Here is a 12,873-nt window from a genome sequence, read left to right as displayed (position 1 = left end):
AAACCGGCGATCATGGCGACCGCCAAGCTGGAGCATCGTGCCCGCGAGGTCAGGAAGGGGAGGGCGTGATGGGCAAGCCGGAAACCACCCTCAAGCGCATGCTGATCGTCAGCAAGGAGGCCGGTTACATCGTGGCCGGCGTCAAGACCGACGGCGACAAGATCGAATTGATATTCGAGACGCCCAAGGACGCATTGCCTGCCGATCTGATCGACTGGAGTCGGAAGAAGTGAAGCGCAACCTGCCGGCATATGTCTATGCAAAGGGGAAGCGCGGCTATCTCTATTTCTGCCGTTGGGGCAAGACCCAGCGGATGTATACTGCGCCTGGGACAGCCGAGTTTGCCGCGGAATATGCTCTGCTGATGCGCGGCCGGCCGCCCGCCCCGAAGCGCACGATCAAGGGCCTGATACAGAAATATATGGAATCCGAACGCTGGCCAGCGCTCGCATACAACACCAGGAAATCCTATCGCCGACACTTCGGCTATCTCGAAGAGGTCGCGGGACACATCGACCCGGCCACGCTGCGCACTGCCCACATCTACGAGATGCGGGACGCGCTTCGGGACACTCCAACCGATGCCAACCGCAAGATCGGCACCCTATCCACGCTACTGGCACATGCCGTTCGGATCGGCTGGCTTGATCGGAACCCGGCCGAGGGTGTCGAAAAGCTCAAGGGCGTTCGGCCCCCACGCGAGCCATGGCCGGAGGACAGGATCAAGGCGTTCAGGGAGGAAGCCGGCCCCCTGCCCTTGCTCATCTTCGAAATGCTTCTGGGCACCGGCCAGCGAATCGGTGACGTCCTGAAAATGCAATGGGCTGATATCGAGGACGGCGGGATCTGGGTTCGCCAACAGAAGACTGGTGCCGGGATCTTTGTGCCATTCACCGACGCACTAGCAGGGATACTCGAACAGGCGCCACGACTGGGCGATACGATCATAGCGCAGCCGAACGGTCGGCCGTGCAGCTACTCGTTTGCCCACAAGCTGGTGACGGAGGTGCGGGTCAAGATCGACGCCATGCCTTGGGATATCCATGCGCTGCGCCATTCCGCCGCCGCCGAAATCGCCAGTCTGCCGGGCATGAGCATCGAGCATGTGATGGCGATCACCGGGCATTCGTCCGAGCAGATGGCGCGTCACTACAGCCGTAAAGCCGACATGCGCGCGAAGGCCCGAGAGGCGCAGAACGCACGGCGAACAAAACGCGAAGTTGGAAACGGCCAGTGAAACGCCCTTTTCGATTTCAATATTTCCAATAGCTTATCCTGAAAAAGAAGTGATTCAGGAACATTTCCTTGGTCAAGGTGGTGCCCTTGCGCAGGCTGAGCAGTTCCAAGATCTGGTATTCCTTGCCGGTCAGGTTGACCGGGCGGCCGCCCACCTCGACCGAGCGCGCATCCAGGTTCACCACCATCTCGCCGGTGCGGATCACCGACTGGCTGTGGCCCTTGGAGCGGCGGATGATGGCCTGGATGCGGGCGATCAGCTCGTCGCGGTTGAAGGGCTTGGTCATGTAATCGTCGGCGCCGAAGCCGAAGCCGCGCAGCTTGCTTTCGGTGTCGTCCGAGCCGGTCAGGATCAGGATCGGCGTATCGACGCGGGACATGCGAATCTGCCGCAGCACTTCCATGCCGTGCATGTCCGGCAGGTCCAGATCCAGCAGGATCAGGTCGTAGTCGTAAAGCTTGGCCAGATCGATGCCTTCCTCGCCCATGTCGGTGCGATAGACATTGTAATTGGCGTGGGTCAGCATCAGCTCGATGCTGCGCGCCGTGGTTGGATCATCCTCGACCAGAAAGATTCGCATAATTTGTCCCCTTGCTAACCAGCCCATTGGCAAAATTTCTACACAAAAGGTTAATATCACGTTACCAGAGAGGCAGTTAAGTCTTATTCAACTATCGGTTGACGAAATTTTTGCAGTTGGGTGACTTTCAACGCGTTGCGCCCGTGCCGGCGCACGGCGGCGGCCCAGCCGTCGAACTCTTCCTCGGTCAAACCGTAGCGGCGAATCGCCTCTTGCCGCGACAGCAGGCCGTAATGCACCGCATCGACCACCGCCGCCTTGCGGCTCGCCACCCAGCGCACCTGCGGGTCGGGCAGATCGGCCAGGGTCAGCACGCTGCCGTCAGGCAGAATCGCGGTCCGAGGCCCGGGGGTTTTCTTCAAGAACATCGGCAAGTCCCTGTCTTCCTTGCCCCGTTCTGCCGCAAACTTCTTAAGTCGCGGTGAAGTCGCGCCGGGTTTCTCGGCGCCCGCCCTTGAGAATTGCCGCATTTTTCCTATAAATGTATGGAACTGCGGCCGCGCGACCGATGGCGCGCCCGCGACAAGGACGATCCATGACAGCGCCAAGCACCCCTCTGCGCCACGATGCGCCGGACCTGACCATGAATTCACTGGGCTTCGCCAAGCCTCCGGCCCAGACGCGCGTGGTGGTCGCCATGTCCGGTGGCGTCGACAGTTCCGTGGTGGCAGCGATGCTGGCCGCACAGGGCTACGACGTGATCGGCGTGACGCTGCAGCTTTACGACCATGGCGCGGCGCTGGCGAAAAAGGGCGCCTGCTGCGCCGGTCAGGATATCCATGACGCCCGCCGGGTGGCCGAGCGCATCGGCTTCCCGCATTATGTGCTGGATTACGAGAACCGGTTCCGCGAATCGGTGATCGAGGAATTCGCCGACGCCTATCTGGCCGGCGCCACCCCGGTGCCCTGCATCCGTTGCAACGAACGGGTGAAGTTCCGCGACCTCCTGCAGACCGCGCGCGAGCTCGATGCCGATTGCATGGCGACCGGCCATTACATCCGCCGCTTCGACGGCCCAAGGGGCGCCGAATTGCACATGGCCGCCGACCCGGCCCGCGACCAGAGCTATTTCCTGTTCTCGACCACCCAGGAACAGCTCGATTTCCTGCGCTTCCCGCTCGGCGGGCTGGCCAGCAAGGCCGAGACCCGGGCGCTGGCGGCGCAATACGGGCTTTCGGTCGCCGACAAGCCCGACAGCCAGGACATCTGCTTCGTGCCGGACGGCAATTACGCCAGCGTGATCGAGAAGCTGCGTCCCGGCTCCGCCGATCCGGGCGAGATCGTGGACCTGGACGGCAATGTGCTGGGCGCGCATCGCGGCGTGATCCATTACACCATCGGCCAGCGTCGCGGCCTTGGCATCGGCGGGCTGGGCGATCCGCTTTACGTCCTGCGGCTGGAGCCCGACACCCGGCGGGTCGTCGTCGGCCCCAAGCAGGCGCTGGCGACCAGGATCGTGCCGGTGACCGAGGTGAACTGGCTGGGCGACGAACCTTTCGAAGGCGAGATCGCCATCGCCGCCCGCATCCGCTCGACCCGGCCGCCGCGGCCGGCGATCCTGCGCGCCACCGGCGACCGCCGGGCCGAGGTCGAGCTGCTGGCTCCGGAAGAAGGCGTCAGCCCCGGCCAAGCCTGCGTGTTCTACGCCACCGAGGGCACCCGCGTCCTGGGCGGCGGCTGGATCTCGCACCGCCGTGGCGGCTGAGGTCAGGCCGCCGCGGCCAGCTTCTGGATGCGTTCGACCATGGCGCGCAACCCATTGGACCGCTGGGCCGAAAGATGCTCCTCCAGGCCCAGCCGGCCCAGTTCGGCATTGGCATTGATCGCGGCCACCTCCCCGACTGGGACGCCGGAATAGAGCGCGTGCAGGATCGCGACCAGCCCGCGCACGATCAATGCGTCGCTGTCGCCCTGAAAATCGAAATGCCCGGCCTCGATCCGCGGCATGATCCAGACCTGGCTGGCGCAGCCCTCGACCTTGGTGGCCGGCACCTGCAGCGCGGGATCCATCGGCGGCATCGCCTTGCCCAGTTCGATGACATGGCGGTAGCGCTCTTCCCAATCCTCGAGAAAATCGAAGCTCTCGGCGATCTCTTCAAAGGCGGGGGTGGCCATGGGACGTCCTTTCGCATGCCCGCGATCGGGCGGGCGAAGATGGCATAGCGCGCAGCGGCCGCGAGGTCAAAGAGGCTTTCACCCCCGCCCGACTTGCCCTATCACTGCGGCAAAGCGATGGGACAAGCGGGGACAGCGTTCATGCGGACAAGGACATTGGGCACTCTTGCCTGTGCGATGCTCGTGCTGGCCGGATGCGGCCGCATGGGAGACAGCAGCCTGAACCCGATGCGCTGGTTCGGCGGTTCGCAGCAGCCGCAAACCCTGGAACCCGAGGGCGGCTATCCGACCGCGGTGCAGGACGGCCGCGTGCCGCTGGCCCATGTCGCCGGGGCGAAGTGGGAGCCGCTCTACGAAGGCCGCATGCTGATCGTGACCGGGCTCGCCGCCAGCAAGGGCTGGTGGGACGTGGCGCTGGTCACCGAGGTGCCGATGCCGCGCGGCCGGATCCGCCCCGACGAGAACGGCGTGCTGCGGCTGCGGCTGGTCGGCAAGCCGCCCCTGGCCGACACCTTCGCCGCCGCCAATCCGCCCAACCCGGCCAGCGACACGGTGACGGTGGCCATGACCATCCCCAACGCCGTGCTGCCGAACCTGCGCGAGGTGGTGATCACCGGCGCGGCGAATACCGTCACCCTGCGCCGCTGAGCCGCAGCGCAAGGCGGCGGGCTTCGGGCTCGCCTCCGCAGCACGTCGCAAGCACCGTGCTGGCCACGCGCAAAGGGCACGGATGCCGCCCGCGATCCGCTCGCCGGATCAGCAGGGCGGCGATGCGCCGCCCCAAAATCCCCGGATTGCATTCCGCAGGACAGCCAAAAATGCCGGGCGGCAGCGGCCGGGACCCTGCAAATCCTGTTCACCGCGGCGAGGGAGGCAAAAAGCCGCAACCGGCGCCATGGCTTGGAAGGGCAAGGTCGCGGCGGACAAGTGACCATCGACCCTGAAGGCCATGTCCGCCGGGCACGCGACTGGTGGGGCGGGAGGGGATCGAACCCCCGACCAACACGGTGTAAACGTGTCGCTCTACCGCTGAGCTACCGCCCCCGCCTTGGCTGATAGCCCGAGCCACCGGCGCTTGGCAAGCGCGTTACCGGCGCAGCCGCGCGATCAGCGAGGAGGTGTCCCAGCGTCCGCCGCCCATGCCCTGCACCTCCTTGTAGAACTGGTCGACCAGCGCCGTCACCGGCAGGCTGGCGCCGGTCTCATCCGCCGTCGCCAGGCAGATGCCCAGATCCTTGCGCATCCAGTCCACCGCGAAACCGAAGTCGAAACGGCCCTCGGCCATGGTCTGGTGGCGGTTCGCCATCTGCCAGCTGCCGGCGGCGCCCTGGCTGATCACCTCGACCACCGATGCGATCGAGAGGCCCGCCTTCTCGGCGAAATGCAGCGATTCCGACAGGCCCTGCACCAGCCCGGCAATGGCGATCTGGTTGCACATCTTGGTCAGCTGCCCCGCGCCCGACGGGCCCATCAGCCGGCAGATCTTGGCATAGGCGGCGATCACCGGCTCGGCGCGGTCGTAATCGGCCGCCGCGCCGCCGCACATCACCGAAAGCTGGCCGTTCTCGGCCCCCGCCTGCCCGCCCGAGACCGGCGCATCCACGAAGCCGATGCCGGCCTCGGCCGCGACGGTCGACAGCTCGCGCGTCACCGCGGCCGAGACCGTGGTATGGTCGACGAAGACGGCGCCCCGGCCCATGCCGGCGAAGGCGCCGGCATCGCCCAGGCAGATCTGGCGCAGGTCGTCGTCATTGCCGACGCAGGCCATGACGAATTCCGCCCCCTCGGCCGCCTCGCGGGCCTTGCCGGCCACGCGGCCCTTGTGGCGCGCGGCCCAGGCCTCGGCCTTGGCGGGGCTGCGGTTCCAGACCGCCACCTCGTGCCCGGCCGCGGCCAGGTGGCCCGCCATGGGAAAGCCCATCACCCCAAGTCCCAGAAATGCCACGCGCGCCATCACTTTCTCCCCAAGCTGATGAAAGGCGCGTTGATCCGGCACGCGCCCTGCCCTATTCACCCCGATGAATTTCATCACCCGGCGCGGGGGTCAACCTCTCGCGCCCAAGCTCGGGACCGCGCCTTTTCATGGTGACACTTTTCCGCTGGCTTGTGCGTCTGACGGTCGGGCTGATCTTTCTGACCATCGCGCTGGTGGTGCTGACCTGGTATTTCGCCATCCGCTCGCTGCCCGATTACGACGGCAGCTATGTGGTCGAGGGCATCTCGGCCCCGGTCGAGATCGTGCGCACCACCGAGGACGTGCCGCATGTCTTCGGCAAGACCGACCGCGACGTGTTCTTCGCGCTTGGCCTTGCCCATGCCCAGGACCGGCTGTTCCAGATGACGGTGCTGCGCCGCGCCGCGCAGGGCCGGCTGGCCGAGATCTATGGCCCGGGCGCGCTGGCCGCCGACGACCTGGCGCGGCGCCTGGGCCTGTATCGCAACGCCCGCGCCTCGCTTCAGGCGCAGGATCCCGAGGTGCTGGAGGCGCTTCAGGCCTATGCCGAGGGCGTCAATGCCTGGATCGGGCAGATCAACCTGGGCGCGCGTGGCCGCGGCGCACCGGAATTCTTCCTTTACCCCGAGGATATCGCCTATTGGGAACCGGCGGATTCGCTGGCGATACTGAAGCTGCTGGCCGCCTCCTCCAGCGTGCAGATGCGACGCGAGGTGCTGCGGGCCCGGCTGTCCCTGGCCGCCCCGGATCGCGGGCAGGACCTGGTCGCGATGCGCGGCGAACCGGCCTTGCCCGCCTATGCCGGGCTGTTTCCCGGCGCCCGCTTCGCCGCGCCGGACCGCGGCGCCGGACCGCAGGACTGGACGGCGACGCTGGCGGGCTACCTGGCGCCGGCGGCGGGCGCCTCGGCCAACGGCTTCGCCGCCGCAGCCGAGCGTACGGCGGCGGGCGGCGCGCTGCTGGCCAACGACCCGCAATTCGCGCTGACCGCGCCGGGCCTGTGGTATCTGGCGCGAATCGAGCTGCAGTCCGGCGGGGTGATCGGCGGCACCATCCCCGGCATCCCGGCCGTGCTGTCGGGCCGCAATACCGGGCTGGCCTGGGGCATCACGCCGGCGCAGATCGACGACCAGGATCTTTATGTCGAGGAAGTGCAGCCCGGCGATCCGAACCGTTATCGCGGCGCGCAGGGCTGGACCGCATTCGCGACCCGGCGCGAGACGCTGCGCGTCCGGGGCGGCGAGCCGCGGACCATCACCCTGCGCGAGACCGAGAACGGGCCGGTGATCCCGGCCGCGCATCTCGACCTGGCCGCCATCCTGCCCGGCGGCCATGTCGCGGCGCTGTCCTGGACCGGGGGCTATGGCAACGACCGCAGCATGACGGCGCTGATCGGCCTGATGCGGGCGCCGGACCGGGCCTCGGCGGCACGCGCGCTGCGCGACCTGATCGCGCCGGCCATGCTGGTGACGCTGGCCGACGACCAGGGCGTGGGCCAGGTCATGGCCGGCGCCGTGCCGCGCCGCAAGGCCGGGCACCAGACCGCCGGCCGGATGCCCACCCCGGGCTGGATCGCCGCAAACCGCTGGGAGGGGCTGGACCCGGCCCCGGCGGCAATGACCGAGCTGGACCCGCAGAACGGCATCGTCGCGGCCACCGGCGCCGCACCGCCCGGCGGCGCGGCCGGGCTGGGCCATGACTGGGGCGACGGCTACCGCCAGGACCGGCTGCGCCACCTGATCGACTCGCGCGAGGTGCATTCGCGCGACAGCTTCATCGCCGCCCAGAACGACATCGTCAGCCCGGTGGCCCGCGCGCTGCTGCCGCTGGTCGGCGCCGATCTGTGGTTCACCGACGAGCCCGCCGCCCAGGGCACGCCCGAGCGGCAGCGCCAGGACGCGCTGGCGCTGCTGGCGAACTGGGACGGCGCCATGAGCGAGCACCTGCCCGAGCCGTTGATCTATGCCGCCTGGATGCGGGCCCTGCAGGACCGGCTGGTGCGCGACGAACTCGGACCCTTGGCCGACGACCTGACCGAGCTTTACCCGGGTTTCATCGACCGCGTCTTCCGCAACCGGAACGGCGCCGCGGCCTGGTGCGACATCCGCCAGTCCGCCCCGGTCGAGACCTGCACGCAGATCGCCCGCCAGGCGCTGGACGCGGCGCTGCTGGACCTGGGCAGCCGTTTCGGTCCCGACCTGGCCAGCTGGCGCTGGGGCGACCTGCACCGCGCCCGCCACGTCCACCCGGCGCTGGGGGACATGCGCGGGCTCTCGTATATCGTGAACCTGATCCAGCCCACCTCGGGCGGCGCGGCGACCGTGGCGCAGGCCGGTTTCCTGGGCCATGGCCGCAATCCCTGGCTGAACGTGACCGGCGCGGCCTATCGCGGCGTCTACGACCTTGCCGATCCCGACAGTTCGGTCTTCATCATCTCGACCGGCCAGTCCGGCCACCCCTTCTCGCGCCATTACGACGACATGGCCGAACTGTGGCGGCGCGGCGAATATGTCGGCATGTCGCTGGACCCGGCGCTGGCCCGGGCAGCGGCGGCCGGCATCACCCATCTGCAGCCGGCCGGGAACTAGGGGCTTGCATCCGCCGTCGCCAAAGGTTTCCTTGGCGGCGCAAGAGCATGAGAGGAATTCATGGCCCGCAAGATCATCATCGACACCGACCCGGGCCAGGACGACGCGGTGGCCATCCTGCTGGCGCTGGCCAGCCCGGAAATCGAGGTGCTGGCGCTGACCGCCGTGGCCGGCAACGTGCCGCTGCACCATACCGAGCGCAACGCCCGGGTGATCTGCGAACTGGCCGGCCGCCCGGACCTGCCGGTCTATGCCGGCTGCGACGCGCCGCTCGCGCGCCCGCTGGTCACCGCCGAGCATGTGCATGGCAAGACCGGGCTCGACGGCGTCACCCTGCCCGAGCCGGGCATCGCGCTCTCTCCCGGTCATGCCGTCGATTTCCTGATCGAGACCCTGCGCCGCGAACAGCCCGGCACCATCACCCTGGTGCCCATCGGCCCGCTGACCAACATCGCCACCGCCTTCCAGCGCGCGCCCGACATCGTCCCGCGCGTGCAGGAGATCGTGCTGATGGGCGGCGCCTATTTCGAGGTCGGCAACGTCACCCCCACCGCCGAGTTCAACATCTATGTCGATCCCGAAGCCGCCCGGATCGTCTTTGCCAGCGGCGCCCCGATCACGGTGATGCCGCTGGACGTGACGCATCGGGCGCTGACCAGCCGGCCCTGGGTCGAGGGTATGCGCGCCATGGGCCGCATCGGCCAGGCCGTCGCAAGCTGGACCGATTTCTTCGAGCGCTACGACCGCGAGAAATACGGCAGCGAGGGCGCGCCGCTGCACGATCCCTGCACCATCGCCTGGCTGCTCAAGCCGCAGCTGTTCAGCGGCCGCTACATCAATGTCGAGATCGAGACCCGGGGCGAATACACCCTGGGAATGACCGTCGCCGACTGGTGGCGCGTCAGCGGCCGCGACCCGAATGCCACTTTCATCCGCGAGGTGGATGCCGAGGGTTTCTTCGCCCTGCTGACCGAACGCATCGGCGATCTGGACCGGCGGGTCGGCTAGGCCGAAATGTCGGGGGGCGGGCGGCGCCAATCGCCGGCGTGCCGTCGCCAGGACCGCTGGCGCTGGGATGGCGGCTGCCCTTGCAGCCCGCGATCAAGCGCGGACGAAGTCGCCCTCATGCGGAATCAGTCGCCCGCACCTTCGGCATCGTTCGCCGCCGGGACATTCTGTTGCGGCTCCGGCGTCGTGCCGGGCTGCGCGGCGGAATCCTCTCTGCCCGACGGCGTATCCGGCTGCGGCTGGCGGGAGGTGCCGGGCTCCGGCGGCGTCGGTCCCTCGTCGGCATTGGGGCGCGCGTCCGCCGGTGCGTCCGGCCCCGGCTGTTGCGGCGAACCGGACTGCTGCCTGTCCGCCGGCGCTAGATCGGACGGGGCTTCGGGCTCGACGGGACCGGCGTCGACGGTGCTGTCCATGCGCTCGATCAGCGCCTCGGTGATGTCGATGGATTGCGAGGCGACGAAGATGGCGCGCTGGTCCAGCACCGCGACCGCGCCCCGCTCCTGCATCAGCTTCGCCAGCACCGGCAGGACGGCGCGGAAGAAGGCCTGGCGTTCTTCGTCGGCGCTGACCTGAAGCTCGCGCGCCGCCGCGTCGCGGGCGCGCCGCACCTCGACCACCCGCTTGTCGAACTCGTCGGCGCGCTTGCGGAATTCGTCCGCCGGCAGGGTTTGGCGCAACACGGTCAGCTGCTGCTCCTCGGCGGCGAACTGGTCGGCCAGACGGTCGTTCTCGGCCGCGATCTCGCGGCCGCGCAACTCCAGCTCGCCCTGGACGCGCTGCCCCCATTTCGAGCGGGCGTAAAGCGTCTCCTGGTCCAGCGTCAGGACCGGCAGCACCCCCTCGCCCTCGGAGGGCGGGGTTTCGACCACCATCGGCGGCACGGCATGGTCGTCCGTCCCCGCCGGCGCCCGGGGTGCCGGCACCGGCTCGGGCGACGGCTGCTGGGCCGACACACCGGTCGGAACCGCCAGCAGCACCGCCAGCCCCCAAGCCGCGATGCCCCGACCGCGCATCATCAGAACTTGGTCGAGATCGTCAGGTCGAAGGCCTGTTCTTCGTCGTAATCCTCTTTCTTGAGGGCCTTGGCGAAGTTGAAGCGCAGGGGGCCGATCGGCGTCGTCCAGAACAGCGACGCGCCGACCGAGGCGCGCACATGCATGCCGTCGTCGACCGGCGTCTCGAAGGCGCCCATGGTGTTGTCGAGACCCCAGACCGAACCGGCATCGGCGAACAAGCCGCCGGTGATGCCATATTCCTCGGGCAGGCCCAGCGGGAACTGCAACTCGGTGCGCAGCGCCCAGAAATAGTTGCCCCCCAGCGCGTCCTCGTTCGGCGCCGCCAGGTCGCGCGGCCCGATGCCGTTCGGCTCGAACCCGCGGATCTTGCCGTTGCCGGTGAAGCGGTTCATGAACCGGCTGTTCTGGTCGCCCAGCATGTGCACGGCGCCGGCCTCGAACTCGGCCAGCATGGTCACGCTCTCGCGCCAGGCCCGGCTTTCCACCCCGGCATAAAGCGAGGTGGTGACCGATTCCACGTCGCCGCCCAGCCCGGCGAAATCCTGGCTGAGACGCAGCCGGTAGCTGGTCAGCGGGTCCAGCCCGGCGACGCGGCTGTCATAGCTGTAGGTATAGCCAAGCGCCGAGGTGAAGAAGCCGCCCTGCTCGCCATAAAGGATCGGCGAGGAACCGACCAGCTCGCCGCTTTCCTCGTCGACGTGATACTGCTCGACGTCGAAGAGCGTGTCCTTGCTGAGCTTGTAGCGCAGCTCCAGCCGGCCGTTTTGGGACACCGGGAATTCCAGCCCGGTCAGGAAGCCGACGGTGCGGGTGTTGTAATCCGAGTTCAACCGGTCGGTGGTGTTGTACCACACCTGCGCCCGGCCCTTCAGATCGCGGCCGAACAGATAGGGTTCGATGAAGGTCAGGCCCGAGCTTTGCGTCCCCGAGCCGGTGGCGAAGGACAGGTCCACCTGCTGGCCGCGGCCCAGGAAGTTCTTCTCGGACAGCGACAGGTTGAAGCCGACGCCGGTCGAGACGCCATAGCTGACGCCGAAGCCCAGGCTGCCGGTCGGCTGTTCCTCGACGTTCACGTCGACGATCACCTGTTCGGGCGAGGAGCCCTGGCGGCTTTCGGCCTGCACATCCGAGAAATAGCCGAGCGCGCGCAGGCGCTCGGCGGAATTGCGGATCTCGCGCGGGTTGAAGGGATCGCCTTCGACGGTGGTGAACTGCCGGCGGATCACCTCGTCCAGGGTGGTGGTGTTGCCCTCGATGTCGATGCGCTCGACGAAGACGCGCTGGCCGCGGGTCAGGGCGAAGGTCAGGTCCAGCGTCTGGTCGCGCTGGTTGCGGGTGATGCGCGGCTCGATGCTGACGAAATTCAGGCCTTTCTGCAGCGCCAGCGCTTCCATCCGGCGGATGGTGGTGTCCACCACCGTCGGATTATAGACCGCGCCCCGCTTGACCCGGTTCTGGGCGGCGAATTCCGCCGCGTCGACGCCCGGAATCTCGCTGACCGTGTTGACGGTGCCGAAGGTATAGCGCGGGCCTTCCTGGATCTGGAAGGTGATGTAGAAGGCGTCGCGTTCGCGCGCCAGTTCAGGCGCCACGGCCTGCACCTTGAAATCGGCATAGCCGCGCGAGCGGTAGAAATCGGTCAACAGCTTCTCGTCCACCGGCAGGCGGTCGGGCGCGAAGGTGTCGCGCTTGATGAAGGTGCGCAGGATGCCGGCCTGCTTGGTCTGCAGGACGTTGCGCAGCCGCTTGTCGGAAAAGGCCCGGTTGCCGACGAAGCCGATGCGCTCGATCTCGGTGACCTTGCCCTCGGCGATCTCGAAGACCAGATCGACCTGGTTGCTGCCGCGCCGGATGATGCGCGGATCGACGCGGGCGGCCAGCCGCCCTTCCGAGGCGTAGACCTGGCTGATCGCGGCGGCATCGGCCTCGGCCTGGGCGGGGGAATAGACGCGGCGGGACTGCGACTTGACGATCTCGGCCAGGTTCTCGTCCTTGAGCCGCTTGTTGCCCTCGAAGGCGATGGTGTTGATGGTGGGGTATTCCACCACCCGCACCACCAGCGTGCCGCCCGAGGGGACCAGCTCGACCGTCTCGAACAGGCCGGAGCCCTGCAGCCGCTGCAGCGCGTCGTTCAGCGCCCCGCCCGAGACGTCCTGGCCGCGCGGCAGGTCCAGATAGGACAGGATCGTCTGCGGCTCGATGCGCTGGTTGCCCTCGATCCGCACATTGCTGAAGACATAGGCCGCGGCGGGCGTCGCCACCGTCGCGACCGGCCCGGCCATCGCCAGCGCCGAGATCAGCGCCAGCGCGCCCTTGCCGAGTTTCCTGTCCGTCATCCGCCGCCCCTCGCGAGTAATGCGTTTCCCGGCGGGTTG

At 68.0% G+C, this 12,873-nt stretch carries 11 protein-coding genes, 1 tRNA gene and 1 pseudogene; 6 read left to right on the top strand and 7 right to left on the bottom strand.

The features are described 5' to 3' along the window. Both ACFOMP_RS18675 and ACFOMP_RS18670 read left to right on the top strand, forming a co-directional pair. A partial coding sequence (locus ACFOMP_RS18675) for a hypothetical protein (protein WP_379033361.1) occupies nucleotides 1–233 on the top strand: 233 nt, incomplete at its 5' end. Next, nucleotides 230–1,237 carry a tyrosine-type recombinase/integrase gene (locus ACFOMP_RS18670; RefSeq protein WP_379033358.1) on the top strand — a complete coding sequence of 336 codons (1,008 nt, stop codon included), beginning with the start codon at nucleotides 230–232 and terminating at the stop codon, nucleotides 1,235–1,237. The genes ACFOMP_RS18675 and ACFOMP_RS18670, both read left to right, overlap by 4 nt. Before the next feature lie 43 nt (nucleotides 1,238–1,280). Here ACFOMP_RS18670 and ACFOMP_RS18665 read toward each other — a convergent pair. Together ACFOMP_RS18665 and sciP are read right to left on the bottom strand one after the other, a co-directional pair. Then, a pseudogene (locus tag ACFOMP_RS18665) lies at nucleotides 1,281–1,817 on the bottom strand (response regulator); the annotation flags it as partial. Between the two features lie 83 nt (nucleotides 1,818–1,900). Next, the gene (gene sciP / locus ACFOMP_RS18660) at nucleotides 1,901–2,185 is read right to left on the bottom strand and encodes a CtrA inhibitor SciP (RefSeq protein WP_289895207.1); all 285 of its coding nucleotides are present in this window, start codon (nucleotides 2,183–2,185) and stop codon (nucleotides 1,901–1,903) included. A gap of 167 nt (nucleotides 2,186–2,352) precedes the next feature. Between sciP and mnmA the strand changes: the two genes are divergently transcribed. Beyond that, on the top strand, nucleotides 2,353–3,522 hold the full coding sequence (mnmA, locus tag ACFOMP_RS18655) for a tRNA 2-thiouridine(34) synthase MnmA (RefSeq protein WP_379033355.1): 1,170 nt from the start codon (nucleotides 2,353–2,355) through the stop codon (nucleotides 3,520–3,522). 2 nt (nucleotides 3,523–3,524) lie between these two features. On the opposite strand, the gene ACFOMP_RS18650 is transcribed toward mnmA, so the two are convergent. Continuing rightward, the gene (locus ACFOMP_RS18650; protein WP_289895204.1) at nucleotides 3,525–3,932 is read right to left on the bottom strand and encodes a SufE family protein; all 408 of its coding nucleotides are present in this window, start codon (nucleotides 3,930–3,932) and stop codon (nucleotides 3,525–3,527) included. A 204-nt stretch (nucleotides 3,933–4,136) separates the two neighbouring features. On the opposite strand from ACFOMP_RS18650, the gene ACFOMP_RS18645 reads away from it, so the two are divergent. Next, complete coding sequence (locus tag ACFOMP_RS18645; RefSeq protein ID WP_289895203.1) at nucleotides 4,137–4,580, top strand: hypothetical protein; 444 nt, start codon at nucleotides 4,137–4,139, stop codon at nucleotides 4,578–4,580. 321 nt (nucleotides 4,581–4,901) lie between these two features. Here the strand turns inward: ACFOMP_RS18645 and ACFOMP_RS18640 are convergent. Beyond that, nucleotides 4,902–4,976, bottom strand: a tRNA-Val gene (locus ACFOMP_RS18640). A gap of 43 nt (nucleotides 4,977–5,019) precedes the next feature. Continuing rightward, nucleotides 5,020–5,886 (bottom strand): NAD(P)-dependent oxidoreductase, encoded by an 867-nt coding sequence (locus ACFOMP_RS18635; protein WP_379033351.1) that lies wholly within the window; start codon nucleotides 5,884–5,886, stop codon nucleotides 5,020–5,022. A gap of 128 nt (nucleotides 5,887–6,014) precedes the next feature. Between ACFOMP_RS18635 and ACFOMP_RS18630 the strand changes: the two genes are divergently transcribed. Together ACFOMP_RS18630 and ACFOMP_RS18625 are read left to right on the top strand one after the other, a co-directional pair. Next, a complete protein-coding gene (locus ACFOMP_RS18630) occupies nucleotides 6,015–8,474 on the top strand; it encodes a penicillin acylase family protein (RefSeq protein WP_379033348.1) in 2,460 nt (819 codons plus the stop codon). A gap of 60 nt (nucleotides 8,475–8,534) precedes the next feature. Further along, nucleotides 8,535–9,482: a nucleoside hydrolase gene (locus ACFOMP_RS18625; RefSeq protein ID WP_289895200.1), complete on the top strand. Its 948-nt coding sequence runs from the start codon at nucleotides 8,535–8,537 to the stop codon at nucleotides 9,480–9,482. A gap of 125 nt (nucleotides 9,483–9,607) precedes the next feature. Here the strand turns inward: ACFOMP_RS18625 and ACFOMP_RS18620 are convergent, their stop codons facing one another. Together ACFOMP_RS18620 and bamA are read right to left on the bottom strand one after the other, a co-directional pair. Further along, on the bottom strand, nucleotides 9,608–10,498 hold the full coding sequence (locus ACFOMP_RS18620) for an OmpH family outer membrane protein (protein WP_379033345.1): 891 nt from the start codon (nucleotides 10,496–10,498) through the stop codon (nucleotides 9,608–9,610). Next, entirely contained in the window at nucleotides 10,498–12,834 is a 2,337-nt protein-coding gene (bamA, locus tag ACFOMP_RS18615) for an outer membrane protein assembly factor BamA (protein WP_289895197.1), read from the bottom strand. The genes ACFOMP_RS18620 and bamA overlap by 1 nt, the downstream gene beginning before the upstream one ends. Nucleotides 12,835–12,873 lie beyond the last annotated feature (39 nt).

The sequence above is a fragment of the Paracoccus simplex genome (genome assembly GCF_042648325.1).
GTDB lineage: Bacteria > Pseudomonadota > Alphaproteobacteria > Rhodobacterales > Rhodobacteraceae > Paracoccus > Paracoccus simplex.
Note: the sequence above shows the minus strand (reverse complement) of the source record. Positions and strands in the feature narration are given on the sequence as shown.

Excerpts from the sequence above, each read along its gene's own strand:
- mnmA (WP_379033355.1), top strand. The coding sequence starts at position 2,353 with ATGACAGCGCCAAGCACCCCTCTGCGCCACGATGCGCCGGACCTGACC.
- ACFOMP_RS18650 (WP_289895204.1), bottom strand. The coding sequence starts at position 3,932 with ATGGCCACCCCCGCCTTTGAAGAGATCGCCGAGAGCTTCGATTTTCTC.
- ACFOMP_RS18630 (WP_379033348.1), top strand. The coding sequence starts at position 6,015 with ATGGTGACACTTTTCCGCTGGCTTGTGCGTCTGACGGTCGGGCTGATC.
- ACFOMP_RS18645 (WP_289895203.1), top strand. The coding sequence starts at position 4,137 with ATGGGAGACAGCAGCCTGAACCCGATGCGCTGGTTCGGCGGTTCGCAG.
- ACFOMP_RS18635 (WP_379033351.1), bottom strand. The coding sequence starts at position 5,886 with ATGGCGCGCGTGGCATTTCTGGGACTTGGGGTGATGGGCTTTCCCATG.
- ACFOMP_RS18625 (WP_289895200.1), top strand. The coding sequence starts at position 8,535 with ATGGCCCGCAAGATCATCATCGACACCGACCCGGGCCAGGACGACGCG.
- bamA (WP_289895197.1), bottom strand. The coding sequence starts at position 12,834 with ATGACGGACAGGAAACTCGGCAAGGGCGCGCTGGCGCTGATCTCGGCG.
- ACFOMP_RS18620 (WP_379033345.1), bottom strand. The coding sequence starts at position 10,498 with ATGATGCGCGGTCGGGGCATCGCGGCTTGGGGGCTGGCGGTGCTGCTG.
- sciP (WP_289895207.1), bottom strand. The coding sequence starts at position 2,185 with ATGTTCTTGAAGAAAACCCCCGGGCCTCGGACCGCGATTCTGCCTGAC.